15 protein-coding genes and 1 pseudogene are annotated in these 19,046 nt (G+C 68.7%); 14 read left to right on the plus strand and 2 right to left on the minus strand.

The genetic code is table 11. The features are described from left to right. The 14 genes and pseudogenes from GVV75_RS05710 to GVV75_RS05775 all read left to right on the plus strand — a co-directional run. Positions 1-724, plus strand: a pseudogene (locus GVV75_RS05710) (MFS transporter); the annotation flags it as partial. A gap of 147 nt (positions 725-871) precedes the next feature. After that, a complete protein-coding gene (locus tag GVV75_RS05715) occupies positions 872-1,594 on the plus strand; it encodes a FadR/GntR family transcriptional regulator (protein WP_159624237.1) in 723 nt (240 codons plus the stop codon). A 192-nt stretch (positions 1,595-1,786) separates the two neighbouring features. After that, positions 1,787-2,035, plus strand: coding sequence for a hypothetical protein (locus tag GVV75_RS05720; RefSeq protein ID WP_235925171.1), 249 nt, complete (start codon positions 1,787-1,789; stop codon positions 2,033-2,035). A 261-nt stretch (positions 2,036-2,296) separates the two neighbouring features. Further along, a complete protein-coding gene (locus GVV75_RS05725; RefSeq protein ID WP_159624233.1) occupies positions 2,297-3,019 on the plus strand; it encodes an aspartate/glutamate racemase family protein in 723 nt (240 codons plus the stop codon). A 52-nt stretch (positions 3,020-3,071) separates the two neighbouring features. Then, positions 3,072-4,013 carry a carbamate kinase gene (arcC, locus tag GVV75_RS05730; protein WP_159624231.1) on the plus strand — a complete coding sequence of 314 codons (942 nt, stop codon included), beginning with the start codon at positions 3,072-3,074 and terminating at the stop codon, positions 4,011-4,013. A 93-nt stretch (positions 4,014-4,106) separates the two neighbouring features. After that, positions 4,107-5,603 (plus strand): NCS1 family nucleobase:cation symporter-1, encoded by a 1,497-nt coding sequence (locus GVV75_RS05735; RefSeq protein WP_159624229.1) that lies wholly within the window; start codon positions 4,107-4,109, stop codon positions 5,601-5,603. 115 nt (positions 5,604-5,718) lie between these two features. Next, the gene (allB, locus tag GVV75_RS05740; RefSeq protein ID WP_236266070.1) at positions 5,719-7,077 is read left to right on the plus strand and encodes an allantoinase AllB; all 1,359 of its coding nucleotides are present in this window, start codon (positions 5,719-5,721) and stop codon (positions 7,075-7,077) included. A gap of 86 nt (positions 7,078-7,163) precedes the next feature. Next, positions 7,164-8,159, plus strand: coding sequence for an aspartate/ornithine carbamoyltransferase family protein (locus GVV75_RS05745; RefSeq protein WP_159624227.1), 996 nt, complete (start codon positions 7,164-7,166; stop codon positions 8,157-8,159). Between the two features lie 68 nt (positions 8,160-8,227). Continuing rightward, complete coding sequence (locus tag GVV75_RS05750) at positions 8,228-8,638, plus strand: DUF3830 family protein (protein ID WP_159624225.1); 411 nt, start codon at positions 8,228-8,230, stop codon at positions 8,636-8,638. A 60-nt stretch (positions 8,639-8,698) separates the two neighbouring features. Further along, positions 8,699-9,520, plus strand: a complete 822-nt coding sequence (locus tag GVV75_RS05755) for a transketolase (protein WP_159717150.1) — start codon at positions 8,699-8,701, stop codon at positions 9,518-9,520. Then, positions 9,517-10,470 carry a transketolase family protein gene (locus GVV75_RS05760; protein WP_159813865.1) on the plus strand — a complete coding sequence of 318 codons (954 nt, stop codon included), beginning with the start codon at positions 9,517-9,519 and terminating at the stop codon, positions 10,468-10,470. Before GVV75_RS05755 ends, GVV75_RS05760 begins: the two co-directional genes overlap by 4 nt. A 60-nt stretch (positions 10,471-10,530) precedes the next feature. Then, entirely contained in the window at positions 10,531-11,454 is a 924-nt protein-coding gene (locus GVV75_RS05765; RefSeq protein WP_159624219.1) for a sugar phosphate isomerase/epimerase family protein, read from the plus strand. A 40-nt stretch (positions 11,455-11,494) separates the two neighbouring features. After that, positions 11,495-13,276, plus strand: coding sequence for a glyoxylate carboligase (gene gcl, locus GVV75_RS05770; protein WP_236266071.1), 1,782 nt, complete (start codon positions 11,495-11,497; stop codon positions 13,274-13,276). Beyond that, positions 13,273-14,769 (plus strand): NCS1 family nucleobase:cation symporter-1, encoded by a 1,497-nt coding sequence (locus tag GVV75_RS05775; RefSeq protein ID WP_159624215.1) that lies wholly within the window; start codon positions 13,273-13,275, stop codon positions 14,767-14,769. Before gcl ends, GVV75_RS05775 begins: the two co-directional genes overlap by 4 nt. 94 nt (positions 14,770-14,863) lie before the next feature. Here GVV75_RS05775 and GVV75_RS05780 read toward each other — a convergent pair whose 3' ends face one another. Further along, the gene (locus GVV75_RS05780) at positions 14,864-16,270 is read right to left on the minus strand and encodes an N-acetylmuramoyl-L-alanine amidase family protein (RefSeq protein ID WP_159813869.1); all 1,407 of its coding nucleotides are present in this window, start codon (positions 16,268-16,270) and stop codon (positions 14,864-14,866) included. Between the two features lie 504 nt (positions 16,271-16,774). Then, on the minus strand, positions 16,775-18,598 hold the full coding sequence (locus tag GVV75_RS10450) for a hypothetical protein (protein ID WP_268891841.1): 1,824 nt from the start codon (positions 18,596-18,598) through the stop codon (positions 16,775-16,777). Positions 18,599-19,046 lie beyond the last annotated feature (448 nt).

A 19,046-nucleotide genomic window follows, 5' to 3' on the forward strand; every position in this document is an offset into this window, starting at 1 on the left:
CGCCCGCCCCGGCGGCCCCGCTGGTTCCGCCCGCCCCGGCGCGCCCGTCGTCGGCCCGCGGGGCGACGACGGGCTCGGCGCAGCGATCGCCTCGACGGCATCCGATCTCATCGCCGCGATCCGCTACCTTGCGCGCCGAGGGACCCCCGCGCTCGCCCTGGCCGCGATGGCCCTCCACCGCTTCGTCTACGGCCTGGAGCTCATCACGATCATCCTGGCCAGCCGCAACCTCCTGGCCGCGGGCGGCGACGCCGACGCGGGCATCGCCAACTTCGGCGCCCTCATGGGGGCGATGCTCGCCGGCCACTTCCTCGCCGTCATCCTCACCCCCATCGCCCACGAGAGCGTCCCGCCCGCCACCTGGGTGGTCATCTGCCTGCTCGGCGGGGCGGCCGGGCAGGCGCTTATCGCCGCCTCCCACGCGCGGATCCCCTTCATGACGGGGCTCCTCCTGTTCGGCATCGGCGTGCAGGGGGCCAAGATCGCCGTGGACACCATCGTCCAGTCGGACACGGCCGATGCCTTCCGCGGCCGTGCCTTCTCCCTCTACGACGTCCTGTTCAACACCGCCGAGTGCCTCGCGGCCGGCGCAGCCGTGCTCATCCTCCCCGCCGGCGGATGGTCGCGCCCCGCGCAGATCGGCCTCGTGATCATGGTGCTCGTGGTCGTCGCCGGGTACCGAGCGGGCATGAGCCGCCTGGGAGGCCGCCCCCGCCCGTATTAGGGGATCAGGGCGCGCGTGCGCGATACTGCCTATCGTGGCACCGCCCGGACACCTGATGCCCGAGCGTGATCTGCATATTCATGGCGCGGCCCGCATCGGGCCGGCCAAGGGCCGGGCGCCTTCGCGCCCGCGATGAGAAGGCGCAAGATGGCTCACGACATGGTTGCCAACGCCGTCGAGAAGATCCTCGATGCGGTCGTCGACAAGACCTTCGTGGAGGACGTCCCCCTCCCCGGCGAGTCCGAGCTCGCCCGATTCCTCCATGTCTCACGGCCCACGATGCGCGAGGCCGTGCGCAACCTCTCCATGGGGGGCGTCCTCAACGTCGTTCACGGGCGGGGCACCTTCCTCCTTCCCCGCTTCCGCTGGCGCGAGCTCCCCTACCTCATGTACGTGGCCGCCCACGAGGGCCGGGTCTCCGAGGTCGAGGTGGACGTGCTCGGCGTGGAGGAGATGCTTGAGATCGGCGCCGTCCGCCTCGCCGTCCAGCAGCGCACCGAGGAGCACCTCGCGGAGATGCGCCGCTGCCTGGAGGAGTTCGACCTGGCGCAGAAGACCGAGAACGTGCAGGCCCTCGTCGGCCTCGACTACGCCTTCCACGACGCCATCGTGGCCACCACCGGCAACCAGTTCGTCGCCTCCACCCTGCACCCCCTGCGTGACGCCCTGCTCGGCGTCCGCTTCCGGGCTTTCGAGTCCCCCGAGGCCAGGCGGCGCACGAGTGAGCAGCACAGGGCCCTGCTGGAGGCCATCGAGGCCCGTGACGAGCAGCGCGCCATCTCCCTCATGATCGAGCACATGGGCACCACCCGCGCCGACATCCTCTCGGCGCGGGAGCGCGAGGGCAGTGAGCTCGACGAGAACCTCTGACCGGCCGCTCGACTGTGACCCATTCGTGTGAGCAAACTGATTCCCCAGAGGTCTGAGAACGTTCCTGACGTGCCGTAAACTCGTCATGCCGCCCCCGAGTCGGGGCGCACAGAGTCGTGCGGGAGCGCGACCGCTCCCGCCGCAGCCCTCAATGAAGGAAAGCAGGAGAGAATGTCCGTTGTATCCGCGCCCATGAGCGAGTCTCCCCTCCCCGGGGCGGCCGGCGTCATCGCCCCCGCGCAGGCCCAGGAGCAGGGGGAAGCGGGTTCCGCAGACATCACGATCAGCACCGTTGCCCTGGCGATCCTGGCGATCCTGGGGATGCTCACCGCCTTCGCCGCCATCGCCGGCTCCATGCCGGTGGTCGTCATCGGCTCGCTCATCTCCGTCGTCCTGTCCGTGGCCACCGCTTTCACCCAACTCCACCGCGCCGGGCTCTGACCCCGCCGCACCCCCGGGCGCCGGTGGACCACCAGTCCCCGGCCCCTTCCCCCAACCAGCGCCCCGCCGCCCCGTGCCGCGGGGCGCTCGCGCGCTCGCGGCGGCCGACTCGCGCCCCGGCCAATCTGATCGCGATAGGGTCTTGCGTTCCCATGTGACAGGGCTTACGCTTGACCCACACAACTTAGAGCACAGACCTCTGAGGAGTGTGGTGAGCAATGATGCAGAACCGGCCAGTGACCACGGGGCGGAGCGAGAGCCATGAGAATCCTTGTCGTCAATGTGAACACCACCGAGTCGATGACCCGGTCGATCGCCGGGGCAGCGCGCGCCGTCGCCGCCCCGGGCACCGAGATCATCGGGCTCACCCCGGCCATCGGGGCTGACTCCGTCGAGGGGAACTTCGAGTCCCACCTGGCCGCTGCCGCCGTCATGAGCGCGGTGACTACCTATCCCGAGCCCTTCGACGCGGTCATCCAGGCCGGGTTCGGGGAGCACGGCAAGGAGGGGCTCATGGAGCTCCTGGACGTCCCCGTCGTCGACATGACCGAGGCGGCCGCCCACCTGGCCATGCTCCTGGGCCGCTCCTTCAGCGCCGTCACCACCCTGGACCGCACCGTGCCCCTTATCGAGGAGCGTCTGGCGGCCTTCGGGCTGTCCGCCCACTGCGCCTCGGTGCGCTCCACCGGTCTGGGGGTCCTCGAGCTCGAGGACGCCGACGCCGCCCGGCGCGCCATCACCGCCCAGGCGCGCCTCGCCGTGGACGAGGACCGCGCCGAGGTCATCGTGCTCGGCTGCGGCGGGATGGCCGGTCTCGACGCCGAGCTCGGACGCGAACTGGGCGTCCCCGTCGTCGAGGGCGTCGCCGCCGCCGTCAAGCTCGCCGAGGGCCTGCTCACCCTGGGACTGAGCACCTCCAAATCACGCACCTACGCCGCGCCGCGCCCCAAGGAGGTGCGCGGCTGGCCTCTCCCCGTCATCTGACACCACCCGCAAGCACACGAGCGAAGACGCTCCATCCCTGAAAGGACGCGCCATGAGTACTCGAGCAGTCGTCGTCGCCGTCGGCGGCAACGCCCTGGTCAAGAACAGCGATGAGATCTCCGTGGCCCACCAGGCCGCCGCCGTGGCCGAGTCGGCTGCGAGCATCGCCTCCCTGGTGGAGGCCGGATTCACCCCCGTGGTCACGCACGGAAACGGGCCGCAGGTCGGCTTCCTGCTTCGGCGCGCGGAACTGGCCCTCGGCGAGCTGCCGCCGCTCCCCCTGGACGTGCTCGGCGCCGACACCCAGGGCGCCACCGGCTACATGTTCTCCCGCAGCCTGCGCAACTCCCTGGCCGAGCGCGGCATCACCAAGGACGTGGCCGCGATCGTCACCCAGACCGTCGTCGATCCCTCCGACCCCGCCTTCGACGACCCCACCAAGCCCATCGGCTCATTCATGAGCGCCCAGGAGGCCCAGCGCCACGAGCGCGAGGAGGGATGGGTGCTGCGCGAGGACTCCGGCCGCGGCTACCGCCGCGTCGTCGCCTCGCCCCAGCCGCTGGAGATCGTCGAGGCGGGGACCATCAAGGCCCTCGCCGACGCCGGCAGCATCGTCATCGCCTGCGGCGGCGGGGGCATCCCCGTGCGGCGCGACGACGGCCGGCTCACCGGTGTGGAGGCGGTCATCGACAAGGACCTCGCCTCAGCCCTCCTCGCCAACCGCCTCGGTGCCCAGGACTTCATCATCTGCACCGCGGTCGACTCGGTCTGCATCGACTTCAACAAGCCCACTCAGGCCGAGCTGCGGACCCTGACCATCGCGCAGGCCCGCGAGCACCTCGCGGCCGGGCAGTTCGGCGCCGGCTCCATGGCCCCCAAGATCCAGGCGGCCATCTCTTTCCTCGAGCGCGGCGGGAAACGGGTCATCATCACCTCCCTTCCCCGCATGATCGACGCCCTCGCGGGCGCCACCGGCACCACCATCACCCCCTGAGCCCCACCACCCCACCGAACCGCATCCCCTGCCTGAACGCACGAATCACATCCGAGGGCAACGACGCCCACCCCTGACGGAAAAGGTCGCATCATGGCACCACAGCACACAGCCGCCCCGAGCGCCGAACCAGAGATCAGCAGCAGCCTCGTCAACGACGACCTCCTACCGCCCAAGGAGCGCGACTGGGGGTTCTTCTCCCTCTTCGCCATGTGGATGTCAGACATCCACTCCATCGGCGGGTACACCTTCGCCGCCGGGCTCTTCGCCCTCGGCCTGGGTGCCTGGCACGTCTTCGGCGCCCTGAGCATCGGCATCATCGTCGTCTTCTTCCTCATGAACCTCGTCGGCTTCGCCGGGCAGGCCACAGGCCTGTGCTACCCGGTGCTGGCCCGCATCACCTTCGGCACCGTGGGCTCCAACCTGCCCGCCCTGCTGCGCGGCGCCGTCGCCATCTGCTGGTACGGCATCCAGACCTGGCTCGCCTCCAAAGCCGTCATCGTGCTCCTGGGAGGCATGTGGCCCGGCATCACGAGCCTCGGCCAGACCCGCTTCCTGGGTGAGACTCTCCTCGGCTGGGCCGCCTTCCTGTTCATGTGGTGCCTCCAGCTCCTCCTCCTGCGGCGCGGCATGGAGACCATCCGCAAGTTCCAGGACTGGGCCGGCCCCGCCGTCTGGGTGGTCATGTTTCTGCTCACCGCCTACGTCCTCTACCTGGCCGACTGGCACATCTCGCTGAGCCTGACGGCCGAGGCTCCCCAGTGGGGAACCGGCTACGCCCTGCTTGCCGCCATCAGCCTGACCGTCACCTACTTCTCCACCCTCCTGCTCAACTTCTGCGACTTCTCGCGATTCGCCCCCAACCGGAAGGCCGTGTGGTTGGCCAACCTGTGGGGCCTGCCGGTCAACTTCATCGCCTTCTCCGTGGTTTCCGTGCTCGTGACGGCCGGCTCCTACCAGATCTACGGCGAGTACATCTACGACCCCGTGGACCTCGTCGCCAAGCTCGACCACCCCATCGCCATCATCCTGGGCGCCATCACCTTCACCGTGGCCACCCTGGGCATCAACGTGGTGGCGAACTTCGTCTCCCCGGCCTACGACCTGGCCAACGCCTGGCCGGCGCGGATCGACTTCAAGAGGGGCGGCTTCATCGCCGCCTGCATCGCCCTGGTCATCACGCCGTGGAACCTCTACAACAACCCGGTTGTCATCAACGTGTTCCTCGCCGCCCTCGGCGCGGTGCTCGGTCCCCTCTTCGGCATCATCATCGCTGACTACTACATGCTTCGGAAGGGCCAGGTCCAGGTCTCTGAGCTGTTCAAGCGGGACGGCATGCACACCTTCACCGCCGGGTGGAACATGCGCGCTGTCTGGGCCTTCCTCATCGCCTCGGTGCCCTCGATCATCGTCGCCGTCGTCCCGGTCACTTTCTGCAAGTTCCTCAGCCCGTTCTCCTGGTTCATCGGAGCCGCGCTGGGCCTGGTGATCCACCTGCTCATGTCCCGGGCGGACCCCTACCTCCTCAGGGCCGTCCGCCAGGCCCGGAGCGTCGACCTCGACGCCGACCGCGACTCCGTCGCCCGCTGAGCGCGGTCGGCATCGGACCCACCCTGAACCGTCCTATCCCGCACCAGCCCTGAAAGTCCCTGATCAGCACTCATCACCCCTGACCGCCCCACTGCGGCGGCGAGAGGAGAGCATTGTGACCACCGCACCGACATCATCGACCGACCCGGCCCACGACCTCGTCGTCACGGCCAACCGCGCGGTCCTGCCCGACGGCATCCGGCCCGCGGCCGTCGTCATCGACGGCGAGCGCATCACCGCCGTCGTCGACCCCGGGGTCGCCCCCATCGCCCGCGAGCGCATCGAGGTCCCCGACGGCCACGTCCTGATGCCCGGGCTCGTGGACTCCCACGTCCACATCAACGAGCCCGGCCGTACCCAGTGGGAGGGCTACGAGACCGCCACCCGCGCGGGGCTGGCCGGGGGCATCACCACGATCCTCGACATGCCGCTCAACTCCTCCCCGCCCACCGTGAGCGTGGAGAGCCTCAAGCTCAAGGAGGAGGCCGCTCGCGGCAAGCTCTCCGTGGACGTGGGCCTGTGGGGAGGCGCCGTCCCCGGCAACACCGCCGATCTGGCGCCCCTGTGGGAGCGCGGAGTCTTCGGCTTCAAGTGCTTCACCGCCCACTCCGGCATCGACGAGTACGGCTTCCTGGGATACGACGGCGTGCGCGAGGCCCTGGCCGAACTCGCCCGCATCGACGCCCCGCTCATCGTCCACGCCGAGGACCCCGGCGTCCTGGCGAGCGCCCCGCAGGAGGTCGGCCGCGAGTACGCCGGGTACCTGCGCTCGCGGCCCGACGCCGCCGAGACCGCCGCGATCTCGGCCGTCATCGACGCCGCCCGGGCCACCGGGGCGCGGGTCCACATCCTCCACCTGGCCTCAGCCCAGGCCCTGCCCCTCATCCGGGCCGCCAAGGAGGAGGGCCTGCGCATCACCGCCGAGACCTGCCCGCACTACCTCACCTTCGCCGCCGAGCAGATCCCCGACGGCGCCACCGAGTACAAGTGCGCTCCGCCCATTCGCTCGGAGGCCAATCGCCGCGAGCTGTGGGCGGGACTCCTCGACGGCACGATCGACCAGGTCGCCTCCGACCACTCGCCGTGCACCATCGATCTCAAGCGCCAGGACACCGGCGACTTCTCCCAGGCCTGGGGAGGCGTGGCCTCCGTGCAGCTCGGGCCCGCCGCCGTGTGGAGCGCCGGCGCCGAGTTCGGGGCCACCCTGAGCGACCTCGCCCGCTGGTACGGGCGAGCCCCCGCCGCGACCTTCTCCATCCCCGGCAAGGGGGAGATCGCCGTCGGCAATGACGCGGACCTGATTGTGCTCGATCCCGAGGCCGCCTTCACCGTGGACGTGACCGCGCTGGAGCACCGCAATCCGATCTCGCCCTACCAGGGGCGCGAGCTGCGCGGCGTCGTCCACCGCACCATCCTGCGCGGCCGAAGCGTCGACCGCGACTCCAAGGCCGGGCGGCTGCTGCGCCGCCGCTGACCTCCCGCCGCCCAACCGGTGGCGGCCCACCACCCACCATCCGCCGAACCACTCACCCACTACCGCTTCCCGAAGGAGGAAGAAACATGTCCGAGCACATGCGATCGCTCAAGGGGCTCGTGGACGCCGTCGACAACGTCGGCAAGAGCTTCATCTCCATCAACGACCTGTCCGACACCCAGCTCTACAACCTCTTCGAGTTGGGCAAGAACCTTGAGCTCTTCAACCGCACCCGGGCCGAGATCCTCACCGACAAGATGATCGCGCTGATGTTCTTCCAGCCCTCGACTCGCACCCGCATGAGCTTCCAAACCGCCGTCGAGCGGCTCGGCGGCATGACGATCGTCGAGGCCAACCCCAAGGTCACCTCCTCGGTGGCCAAGGAGGAGAGCATCGAGGACACGATGCGCTGCGTCTCCCAGTACGCCAACCTCATCGTGCTGCGCCACTACGACGAGGAGGAGGCGCGTCGCGGCGCCGAGGCCGCCGAGTGCCCCATCATCAACGGCGGCTGGGGCCACTGGGAGCACCCCACCCAGGCGCTGCTCGACCTGTACACCATGTGGCGCCGCTTCGGGAGGATCGAGGGCCTTAACGTCGCCGTCGTCTCCCCGGACATGATCGAGGCCCGCACCGGCCACTCCATGGCCTACGGGCTGGCGCGACTGGGCGCCAACGTCACCATCTGCTCGGACTCCGACCGGCGCACGCCCTCCGAGGTCACCGAGCGCATCCGCGCCGAGTCCAAGGCGGGCCTCAAAGAGGAGTTCGACTTCGAGCAGGACACCTTCAACGACTTCGTGCGCACGCAGGACCTCATCTACCTGCCCGGCTGCTCCGCGCCCGCCGGCGCCAAGGCCGAGGAGTTCAAGACCCTCATGGATCGCTACTTCGTGCGCTACGAGACCCTCACCGAGGAGGCGGAGAAGGGCCACCAGATTTACGTCACCCACACCCTGCCCCGCCGCGCCGGCGAGATGGACCTGCGGATCGACAACACCCCGCACCAGCTCTACTTCCGGGCGATCCTCCAGTCCGTCTCGATCCGGATGGCCCTGGTCACCTCGATCCTCGGCGTATGAGGCGCGCCTCGTCCTGACGGCGCCACCCCACCACCATCACCACCCACCCCCACGAAAGGACATGAATCATGCTTGAGATCACCGCCGGCGGCTACACCTTCAAGGCCCGCTACGAGGAGGAGGCGGCACCGCGCACCGTGGCGGCCTTCCGCGAGAAGCTCCTGCCCCTGGACTCCCGGATCATCCACGTGCGCTGGTCCGGCCAGGCCGGATGGATCCCGTTCGGGGACCTCGACCTGGGCATCGAGCCGGAGAACGGCACCTGCTACCCGCACCCTGGCGAGATCGTCATCTACCCCGGAGGCGTGTCCGAGACCGAGCTGCTCATCGGCTACGGCTACGTGAACTTCGCCTCCAAGGCCGGCCAGCTCGCCGGCAACCACTTCGCCACCATCGTCGAGGGCAACGAGAACCTCCCCGCCCTGGGCGAGAAGTTCCTGTGGGAGGGCGCCCAGGAGATCTCCTTCCGCGAGATCTGAGACCACACAAGGGGCGGCCCCGCCCATCCCGGGGCGGGGCCGCCCGAGGAGGAGGAGCGAATGCTCACCGATGACGAGCTCTCACAGCTCGCGGACGTCGCCCGCCAGTGCCGGCGCGACATCGTCCGCATGACGAACAAGGCGGGCAGCGGACACCCCGCCGGATCACTGTCCGCGATCGACGCCCTGGTGGTCCTCTACCTGCGCCACCTGCGGGTGCGCCCCGAGGAGCCCGACTGGCGCGAGCGCGACCAGTTCTTCCTGTCCAAGGGGCACTGCACGCCCGCCTACTACGCGGCCATGGCCGCTCGCGGGTTCTTCCCCCGCGAGGAGCTCATGACCTTCCGGGCCCTGCCCACCCGGCTCCAGGGCCATCCCTCCAACACCCACCTACCGGGGGTGGACTCCTCCTCCGGCTCACTGGGCCAGGGGCTGTCCGTGGCCAATGGCGCCGCCATCGCCGCCAAGCACGACGGCCTGGACTCGCGCTACTACGTCATGATCGGTGACGGCGAGAGCCAGGAGGGCCAGATTTGGGAGGCCGCGATGACCTCCTCCGACCGGGGCCTGGACAACGTGTGCGCCCTCATAGACGCCAATGGCATCCAGCTCGACGGCGCCGTCGACTCGGTCAAGTCGCTCGGTGACCAGGGGGCCAAGTGGCGGGCCTTCGGCTGGGAGGTCATCGAGATCGATGGCCACGACCTGAGCGCCATCGACGGCGCCCTGACCCGGGCGGCGCTGACCAAGGGCGCGCCCACGGCGATCATCGCCCGCACCGTCAAGGGCAAGGGCGTGAGCTTCATGGAGAACACGGCGAAGTACCACGGCCTGGCGCCCACCGACGCCGAGTTGCGGATCGCATTGGAGGAACTGCGATGAGCCAGACCACCCGGATCAGAGAACCGCGCGACGGCTACGCCGAGGCGCTCATCGAGATCGGCCGCGCCCACGAGGACGTCTTCGTCCTCGACGGCGACTGCTCCAAGGCCAACTACACCTTCCGCTTCGGGGAGGAATTCCCCGAGCGATTCATCAACCTGGGCATCGCCGAGTGCGACATCGTGGGCACGGCCGCGGGCCTGGCGGCCATGGGCAAGGCGCCCTTCGCCAACGCCTACGCCAACTTCCTCACCGGGCGCGGCTTCGACCAGATCCGCGTCTCCGTGGCCTACTCGGACCGGGCGGTGACGATCGTCGGCCACAACGCCGGCACCACCGCCGCGCAGGAGGGCGCCACCCACCTGCCCTTGGAGGACGTGAGCCTCATGCGCTCCATCCCCGGGATGACGGTCCTCGTGCCCTGCGACGCCGTCGAGATGGGCAAGGCCGTCCGCGCCGCCTACGCCCACCCCGGGCCCGTCTACCTGCGGGTCGGCAAGCTCGGCGTACCCGTGCTCACCGATGAGGCCACCCCCTTCGAGATCGGCCGCGCCATCACCCTGCGCGAGGGCGCCGACGTCTCCCTGCTGACCACCGGCGCCATGGCCTCCGAGGCCCTGGGGGCCGCTGATCTCCTGGCCGCCGAGGGCATCAGCGCCGAGGTCGTCCACCACCACACCATCAAGCCCCTCGACGCCGACTCCGTCCTGGCCAGCGCCGAGCGCACGGGCGGCCTGGTCACCGCCGAGGAGCACTCGATCATCGGAGGCCTGGGATCCGCCGTCGCCGAGACGCTCATCGAGGCCCGGCCGGTGCCCATGGAGCGGGTGGGGACCCGGGACGCCTTCGGGGTGTCCGGAACCATGGACGAGCTCTTCGACCACTTCGGGCTGCGCGCCGCCAATATCGCCGACGCCGCGCGCCGCGTCATCGGGCGCCGCAGGGGCTGACCCCTCTCCTCCCCACCATCCGGACCACCAGCGCATGCACCCACTCAAGGAGCGAGCATCATGAAGGAATCCCTCCACGACTACATGAAGGTCGGCATCGTCCACTTCATGGCGGACCCAGCCGCCATGACCGGAGAGGGCGAGATCGCCGCCAGCGTCGCGCGCATCGCCGCCGACGAGTTCTTCGACGCCATCGAGGTCACCCACGTCAAGGACCCCGCCGAGCGGGCCGCCGTCGCCGAGGTCGTCTCCAGCGCCGGGATGACCGTCGGCTTCGGCGGGCAGCCCCTCATCCTGCGGGGCAAGCTCAACCTCAACTCCACCGACGACGCCGAGCGGGCCGCCGCCATCGAGGCCCTCAAGGGCGGCATCGACCAGGCCTACGAGCTGGGCGCCGGCAAGTTCGGCTTCCTGTCCGGCCCCAATCCGCCTGCCGACCAGCGCGAGAGGGCCCTGGGGCTCCTGGCGGACTCCATCGTCCAGCTCGGCCGCTACGCGGCCTCCAAGGGCGACCTGACGCTCTCCCTGGAGACCTTCGATGACTCCACCGACAAGTGCGCCCTCATCGGCACTAACCGGCTCGCCTGCGAGCTGGCCCGGGAGGTGCGCAAGGCGATCCCCAGCTTCGGGCTCATGGTGGACCTGTCCCACCTGCCCATGCAGGGCGAGACCGTCCACCAGGCACTGAGCGAGACCGCCGAGTTCATCAACCACGCCCATATCGGCAACTGCGTCATCCGGGACCCCTCGGACCCCGCCTACGGGGACAAACACCCCGCCTTCTCCCACCCCAAGGGGGAGAACAACGTCCCCCAGGTGCGCGAGTTCCTGCGCGGCCTGCTCGACATCGGCTACCTGCGCCCCGACCCCGCCGAGCGCCCCATCGTCGCCTTCGAGGTCCAGCCGCTGGGCGCCGGGGAGAGCACCCAGACCGTCGTCGCCGACGCCAAGCGGGTCCTCCGCGAGGCCTGGCGCACCCTATGAGACCACTGATACGAGAAGGAGTGAGCTTGTGATGGCTCGTATGCGCGCAGTGGACGCGATCGTCCTCATTCTTGAGAAAGAAGGTGCCACCCAGGCCTTCGGCGTGCCGGGCGCGGCCATCAACCCGCTGTACTCGGCCATGAAGAACCATGGGGGCATCCGGCACGTGCTCGCGCGCCATGTGGAGGGCGCCTCCCACATGGCCGAGGGCTACACCCGAGCCGCGCCGGGCAACATCGGCGTGTGCATCGGCACCTCCGGCCCCGGTGGGACCGACATGGTCACCGGCCTGTACTCCGCCTGGGCCGATTCGATCCCGATCCTGTGCCTCACCGGTCAGGCGGCGGTGGCCATGCTGAGCAAGGAGGAGTTCCAGGGCGTGGACATCGCCTCCATCGCCTCGCCGGTGACCAAGATGGCCGTCACCGTCCTGGAGCCCGCCCAGATCCCCGGCACCCTGGCCAAGGCCTTCCAGCTCATGCGGTCGGGGCGCCGTGGGCCGGTCCTCATCGACCTGCCCTTCGACGTGCAGGTCGCCGAGATCGACTTCGACATCGACGCCTACGAGCCCCTTCCCGTGGCGACCCCCGCGATGTCCCGTTACCAGGCCGATCGGATCCTCGACATGCTCGATAGCGCCGAGCGCCCGGTCATCATCGCCGGTGGGGGCGTTATCAACGCCGACGCCGCCGATGACCTCGTGGCCCTGGCCGAGTTCCTCGGGGTGCCGGTCATCTCCACGCTCATGGGCTGGGGTTCCATCCCGGATGACCACCGGCTCGCCCAGGGCATGGCCGGGATCCAGACCTCCCAGCGCTACGCCAACGCCACCTTCCTGGCCTCCGACCTCGTCATTGGGATCGGCAACCGCTGGGCCGCCCGCCACACCGGCGACCTGGAGGTATACCGGGCGGGCAGGCGCTTCGTCCACGTGGATATTGAGCCCACGCAGATCGGGCGCATCTTCCCACCGGACTTCTCCGCGGTCTCCGACGCCGGGCTCGCGCTGCGGGCGCTCCTGGCCGCGGCGCGCGAGCGCTTCGCCGAGCCCCTGGAGCGCTACGCGCCCTGGGTGGAGGAGTGCCATGAGCGCAAGGCCACGCTGCTGCGCAAGACGCATTTCGACGTCGTCCCCCTCAAGCCGCAGCGCGTCTACGAGGAGATGTGCCGGGCCTTCGGCCCCGAGACCCGGTACGTGACCACCATCGGCCTGTCTCAGATCGCCGCGGCCCAGATGCTCCACGTGTTCAAGCCGCGCCACTGGGTCAACGCCGGCCAGGCGGGGCCCCTGGGCTGGACGATCCCCGCCGCCATCGGGGCGGCCGTCGCCGACCCGGGTACGCCCGTGGTGGCCCTGTCCGGGGACTACGACTTCCAGTTCCTTATCGAGGAGCTGGCCGTGGCCGCCCACCACCGGATCCCTTACGTCCACGTCGTCGTCAACAACGCCTACCTCGGGCTCATCCGCCAGTCGCAGCGCAACTTCGACATGGACTACCAGGTGCAGCTCTCCTTCGAGAACATCAACGCCCCGCGGACCGGCGGCTACGGGGTGGACCACGTGGGGGTCGTCGAGGGCCTGGGCTGCCACGCTATCCGCGCCCGCACGCCCGAGGAGCTCGCTGACGCCCTGGGCCGCGCCCGCGAGCTGGCGATTCGGGACCAGGTGCCCGTCGTCGTCGAGGCGATCCTGGAGCGGGTCACGAACATCTCCATGGGCACGGCCCTCGACGCCGTCAACGAGTTCGAGGCGATCGCCGAGGACCCGGCGACTGACGCGCCCACGGCCATCTGCCTGGGCGCGGGGGCGGCGTCATCATGAGAGCCGCCGACGTCTCCAATGACACCCTGCGCGCCGGCGACCCCGATGGCCGCCTCTTCAACGAGGACCTGGCCCCCGCGCATCCCGATGACCGCAACTGGAACTCCTACTCCCTGTTCTCCCTGTGGATGAACGACGCCCACAACGCCTCGAACTACACCTTCGCGGCGGCGCTGTTCATCGGCACGGGGACGCTCATGGGCATGACTCCACTGGCCATCGTCATCGGCGTGCTCGTGGCCACCCTCATCATCTTCGGCGCCTGCTGCGCCTCCGGTTACATGGGCTATGAGACGGGCGCCCCCTACCCGGTGGTCTCGCGCATCACCTGGGGGGTGTGGGGGGCGAACTTCCCGGCCGCGGTGCGCGGGATCGTGGCGATCGCCTGGTACGGCATTCAGACCTACCTGGCTTCCATCTCCCTGGAACTGCTGCTCATGCGGATCATCCCGGGCTTCGGGGATCTCAGCGCCTCCATCCTCGGCCTGCGCCTCAGCGGCTGGATCGCGTTCCTGGCGCTGTCCGCCATCCAGCTCGTCATCGTGTGGCGCGGCATGGAGGCGGTCCGTCATTTCCAAGGGATGGCCGGCCCCATCATCTGGGTCATCATGATCGGCCTGGGCGTGTGGATGCTCAGCCAAGCCGGCTGGCGCTTCGACTGGCTCGCCAACGCCGACGGCGTCACACCGGGGATCGGGCAGCAACTCTACCAGATCGCCGTGACGGTGGGCCTGACGGTGGGGACCCTGGCCACGCTCATGCTCAACTTCTCCGACTTCGCCCGCTACGCCCCCAGCGCCAAGTCCCTCGTGCTGGGCAATGTCCTGGGCCTGCCCCTCAACTGGACAGCCTTCGCCATGACCTCCGTGCTGTGCTCCGCCGCGGCGATCGAGGTCTACGGAGAGGCCTTCCACGACCCGGGCGAGCTCTTGTCCCGGATCGACAACAACATCATCTTCTACGTGGTGAGCATCGGGTTCATCGTGGCGACGGTGGGGGTCAACATCGTGGCGAACTTCGTGTCCGCCGCCTTCGACCTGTCCAATATCAACCCCAAGCGGATCTCCTTCCGGGTGGGCGGCATCGTCGCCGTCGTCGCCTCGATCCTCGTCACGCCGTGGAACCTCTACGGCAACCCGACGGCGATCACCTACTTCCTGGGTTCGCTCGGGGCGCTGCTAGGGCCGTTCTTCGGGATCCTGGCGATCGACTACTTCTGGTACAAGCGCCATGAGATCGACCTGGAGGATCTCTACTCGCCCCGGCCCGGCGGCCGGTACTACTACCGGGGCGGACTCAACATGAGCGCCGTGATGGCGTTCATCCCCGCCGCCGCGGTCTCCCTGTGCGTGGCGCTGCTGCCGATCAAGGCCCTCCAGTCATTGGCCTCCTTCTCCTGGTTCATCGCGGCGCCATTGGGCGCGGTTTGTTATTGGGGGGTTATGCGGGGTCGGGGGGTGCGTGCTCGGGTTGGGTCTGGCGGGGGTGGTTGAGCCTTCGGTGACTGATGTGCCGCCGCCGGGCGCTGGGGTTTGGGTTCCCAGTGCCCGGCGGCGGTGGTGGGTGCGTGTTGAGCGCGGGTGGGGGTCAGGCGACCCAGGCGCCGGAGGCGTTCATGAAGTACCAGGTGCCGGCGTCATAGACCCAGCCGGTGGCCATGGAGCCGTTGGGCAGTAGGTAGTACCAGGTGCCGGCGTTGTTGAGCCAGCCGGTGTGCATGGCGCCGGTGGTGGGGTTGAGGTAGTACCAGCGGCCGTCCAGGGCGATCCAGCCGGTGGCCATGGCGCCGGAGGCGTCGAGGTAGTACCAGGTGCCGTCGAGGGCGATCCAGCCGGTGCGCATGGTGCCGGTGGAGTCGAGGTAGTACCAGGTGCCGGCGTCGTTGAGCCAGCCGAAGGCCTTGGCTCCGGAGGGCTGGATGTAGTTCCAGCTGGTTCCGTTCTTGACCCAGCCGGTCTTAGGGGCCTCAGGCTTGGGGGCCTCGGGCGCGGGGGCGTCGGGCTTGGGGGCCTCGGGCGCGGGGGCGTCAGGCGCAGGAGCGTCGGGCGCGGGAGCGTCGGGCTTGGCCGACTCGTTCGGCTTGGTGAGGGTCAGCACCTGGGGGTCGCCCAGCTTGATGAACCGCTCCTTGGTCTCGCCTTCAATCACGCTGGCGGAGTCGACGTAAGTGGTCGGCGCGTAGCGCTTCTCCGCGTCGAAGTAGTAGGCCTGAACCTTGATCGGCTTGCCGTAGAGATCCTCATCGAGCTTACCGTTTTCCCCGAAGACCAGTTCAACGTTGATCGTGGTCTCACCGTTGACGATGTGCTCGGAGTAGACGTCGGGCAGGGCCACCTTGGAGTTGTCGGGCAGCTCGGCGACGAAGCGGTAGTTCTTCTGGGGATTTGTGGTGGCCCCGGAGATGGTGACGTCATTGCGGTTGTTGACCAGCGCCGCCTCGACCTTCGGGGTGGCCGGCATCGTCTTCTCGCAGACCTTGTCCGGGTCCTCGTAGGTGACGTCGAGGGGGTTGCCCAATGGGACCATCTTGTCCCTGGTCTGGCCGGGGATGATGGTGTTCTTGTCTGCGTACTGGCCGGCGTACTTGTTATCGCTGTCGAAGTAGTACAGTTTGAAGGTGGCCTTCTTGGTATCGAAGGAGGAGCCGGCGAAGTTGCGCTCCTTCAGGAAGGCGTAGATGTCGAAGGCACCCTTGCCTGTGGTGAAGATCTCCTTGGTGGTGTTTTCATCGACCGCTGCGGCGGCACCCAGATCCTTGAAGGCGACGACGATGCGGTAGTTCGCGGCGGCTTCGGGATCGAAGTCGCTGACGGTCACGAGGTTCTTCGGCGCGTGGCAGGTCGCCGTGGTCGCCGAGATGGTGGGGATCTTCGGGCTTGCGGCGGGGGGGGGCGTGGCCTCACCGGCCGCCATGGCGACGGGCGCGATGAGGGAGGAGGCAGCCATGAGGCCCACCAGGACAGGGAGGTGGCGCCTACGGGAAGAGGAAGACATGGGTGACAAGGCTTTCTGCATGAGGAAAAAGGGATGGGCGGGTGACCCATCGGCGACCCTATCTGACGGCCGTGATCGTTCCCAGAATGAGAGCCCAAGCGATACGGAACTGATGCGCTGGAACCGAACTTCAGCCCATTTGCGCTGATCAGTATCTATTTTGGCGAGTAAATCGCATGTCACCAGCTGCGAGGCGCCGTCCGCCCTGCTCTCCAGCAGGGCCCGCAGGGGCGGAGCCGCCTGCTCGATCGCGCCATCGGCCACATGCTTGCGGGCCACCACCTCATGGGTGGTGACGATGACGTCGATGGGGTCGGTGAAGACATCCGGGTCCTGAAGCTCGGGGCGCGGCATCGCCGAGACCACGTCCGGGTGCGGGAGGAGCCGCCCGAAGAGCATCGAGGCGAAGGCCTGGGCCGTGCGCCCGTTGGGCAGGGCCGCCGCCGGGCGCTGGGGTTTGGGTTCCCAGTGCCCGGCGGCGGTGGTGGGTGCGTGTTGTGGGGGTTAGGCGATCCAGGCGCCGGAGGCGTTCATGAAGTACCAGGTGCCGGCGTCATAGACCCAGCCGGTGGCCATGGAGCCGTTGGGCAGTAGGTAGTACCAGGTGCCGGCGTTGTTGAGCCAGCCGGTGTGCATGGCGCCGGTGGTGGGGTTGAGGTAGTACCAGCGGCCGTCCAGGGCGATCCAGCCGGTGGCCATGGCGCCGGAGGCGTCGAGGTAGTACCAGGTGCCGTCCAGGGCGATCCAGCCGGTGGCCATAGAGCCGTTGGGCAGTAGGTAGTACCAGCGGCCGTCCAGGGCGATCCAGCCGGTGTGCATGGCGCCGGAGGCGTCCAGGTAGTACCAGGTGCCGTCGAGGTTGAGCCAGCCGGTGGCCATGGTGCCGTTGGGCAGTAGGTAGTACCAGGTGCCGGCGTCGTTGAGCCAGCCGGTGTGCATGGTGCCGGTGGTGGGGTCGAGGTAGTTCCAGGTGGTTCCGTTAGGGACCCAGCCGGTCTTGGGGGCCTCAGGGGCCTCGGAGGGGTTGGTGGACCCGGTGGTGTCGGTCGAGTCGGTGGGGTCGGTGGACCCGGTGGTCTCGGTCGAGTCGGCGGCCCCAGTCGAGTCGGCGGCCCCGGTGGTCTCGGTCGGGTCGGTGGACCCGGTGGTGTCGGTCGGGTCGGTGGACCCGGTGGTGTCGGTCGGGTCGGTGGACCCGGTGGTGTCGGTGGACCCGGTGGTCTCGGTTGAGTCGGTGGACCCGGTGGTGTCGGTCGGGTCGGTGGACCCGGTGGACCCGGTGGTGTCGGTCGAGTCGGCGGCCCCGGTGGTGTCGGTGGACCCGGTGGTGTCGGTCGGGTCGGTGGTGTCGGTCGGGTCGGCGGCCCCAGTCGAGTCGGTCGGGTCGGTGGTCTCGGTCGGCGTGGGGTCGGCTGACCCGGTCGGCTTCATGAGGGTCAGCACCTGGGGTTCGCCCAGCTTGATGAACCGCTCCTTGGTCTGGCCGTCAACCACGCTGGCGGGGTCGACGTAGGTGCTCGGCGCGTAGCGCTTCTCCGCGTCGAAGTAGTAGGCCTGAACCTTGATCTCCTGGCCGTAGTAGGCCTCGACGCCACCGACATCCTTAAGGGCGGCCTCGGCGTTGACCGTGGACTCGCCACCGACGATGCGCTCGGAGTAGACCTTGGGCAGGGCCTTCTTGGTGCCGTCGGGCAGCTCGGCGACGAAGCGGTAGTTCTTCTGGGGATCCGTGGTGGCCCCGGAGATGGTCACGTCATTGTGGTCGGCGGACAGCGTCGTCGAGACCGTCGGGGTGGCCGGCATCGTCTTCTCGCACACCGTGGCCGGGTCCGCGTAGGTGGCCTCAATGGGCGTGCCCAGCGGGACCATCTTGGCCTTGACCTCGCCGGGGACGACGGTGTTCTGGTCCTCGTACTTGCCGGCGTACTTGCCTTCCTTGTCGAAGTAGTACAGCTTGACGGTGGCCTTCTTGCCATTGAAGGCGGTGTTGGTGACGCCGCGCTCCTTCAGGTAGGCGTCGACGTCGAAGACGCCCTTACCAGTGGTGAAGACCGTCTTGCTGGTGCTGTTCTTGACGGCTGCGGCACCCACGCCGTCGATGACGATGACGATGCGGTAGTTCGCGGCGGCTGCGGGGTCGAAGTCGGTGACGGTCACGAGGTTCTTCGGCGCGTGGCAGGTCGCCGTGCTCGCCGACAAAGTGGGGATCTTCGGACCTGCGGTGTTTGCGGCCTCTCCGGCCGCCATGGCCACAGGCGCGATGAGGGAGGAGGCAGCCATAAGGCCCACCAGGACAGGGAGGTGACGCCCACGGGAAGAGGAAGACATGGGACAAGGCTTTCTGAATGAGGGAGAGAGGGATGGGTGGGTGACCCATGGCCGACCCTATCTGATAGCCGTGACCATTCTCTCAATAAGAGCCTGAAGTGATATGGAATTGATGCACTAGATCTGGGTGTCAGTCCTTTCGCGCTGCTCAGAATCTATTTCGACGAGTGAACCGCATGTCATCAGCCGCGAAGCGCGCCGATTATAAAATTGAGATGTCACAAAATCGTCCTCACCTGGGAAATGATCAGGAGCGGTTCATGAGGGGCCTGACAGGATCGCGCTTCTAGTGGGGAGATCCGCGGGCGAGGTCGTCGCCAGAGGCGCGAAGCGGCGGGCCCGTCCTCCGAGGGCCCGCCAGCCGGCAGGGGCGATGCGCGGGCGATGGTCGGGGAGACCGCCGCCCGCATGGTGTCGGTCGGGGTGGTGGACGCGCTCAAGGGGGGCG

The sequence above is a fragment of the Actinomyces sp. zg328 genome (assembly GCF_009829635.1).
GTDB lineage: Bacteria > Actinomycetota > Actinomycetes > Actinomycetales > Actinomycetaceae > Actinomyces > Actinomyces marmotae.

What these genes read in the sequence shown, in the direction of transcription:
- GVV75_RS05715 (WP_159624237.1), top strand. Translation starts at nt 872, where the DNA reads ATGGCTCACGACATGGTTGCCAACGCCGTCGAGAAGATCCTCGATGCG.
- GVV75_RS05720 (WP_235925171.1), top strand. Translation starts at nt 1,787, where the DNA reads ATGAGCGAGTCTCCCCTCCCCGGGGCGGCCGGCGTCATCGCCCCCGCG.
- GVV75_RS05725 (WP_159624233.1), top strand. Translation starts at nt 2,297, where the DNA reads ATGAGAATCCTTGTCGTCAATGTGAACACCACCGAGTCGATGACCCGG.
- arcC (WP_159624231.1), top strand. Translation starts at nt 3,072, where the DNA reads ATGAGTACTCGAGCAGTCGTCGTCGCCGTCGGCGGCAACGCCCTGGTC.
- GVV75_RS05735 (WP_159624229.1), top strand. Translation starts at nt 4,107, where the DNA reads ATGGCACCACAGCACACAGCCGCCCCGAGCGCCGAACCAGAGATCAGC.
- GVV75_RS05745 (WP_159624227.1), top strand. Translation starts at nt 7,164, where the DNA reads ATGTCCGAGCACATGCGATCGCTCAAGGGGCTCGTGGACGCCGTCGAC.
- GVV75_RS05750 (WP_159624225.1), top strand. Translation starts at nt 8,228, where the DNA reads ATGCTTGAGATCACCGCCGGCGGCTACACCTTCAAGGCCCGCTACGAG.
- GVV75_RS05755 (WP_159717150.1), top strand. Translation starts at nt 8,699, where the DNA reads ATGCTCACCGATGACGAGCTCTCACAGCTCGCGGACGTCGCCCGCCAG.
- GVV75_RS05760 (WP_159813865.1), top strand. Translation starts at nt 9,517, where the DNA reads ATGAGCCAGACCACCCGGATCAGAGAACCGCGCGACGGCTACGCCGAG.
- GVV75_RS05765 (WP_159624219.1), top strand. Translation starts at nt 10,531, where the DNA reads ATGAAGGAATCCCTCCACGACTACATGAAGGTCGGCATCGTCCACTTC.
- gcl (WP_236266071.1), top strand. Translation starts at nt 11,495, where the DNA reads ATGCGCGCAGTGGACGCGATCGTCCTCATTCTTGAGAAAGAAGGTGCC.
- GVV75_RS05775 (WP_159624215.1), top strand. Translation starts at nt 13,273, where the DNA reads ATGAGAGCCGCCGACGTCTCCAATGACACCCTGCGCGCCGGCGACCCC.
- GVV75_RS05780 (WP_159813869.1), bottom strand. Translation starts at nt 16,270, where the DNA reads ATGTCTTCCTCTTCCCGTAGGCGCCACCTCCCTGTCCTGGTGGGCCTC.
- GVV75_RS10450 (WP_268891841.1), bottom strand. Translation starts at nt 18,598, where the DNA reads ATGTCTTCCTCTTCCCGTGGGCGTCACCTCCCTGTCCTGGTGGGCCTT.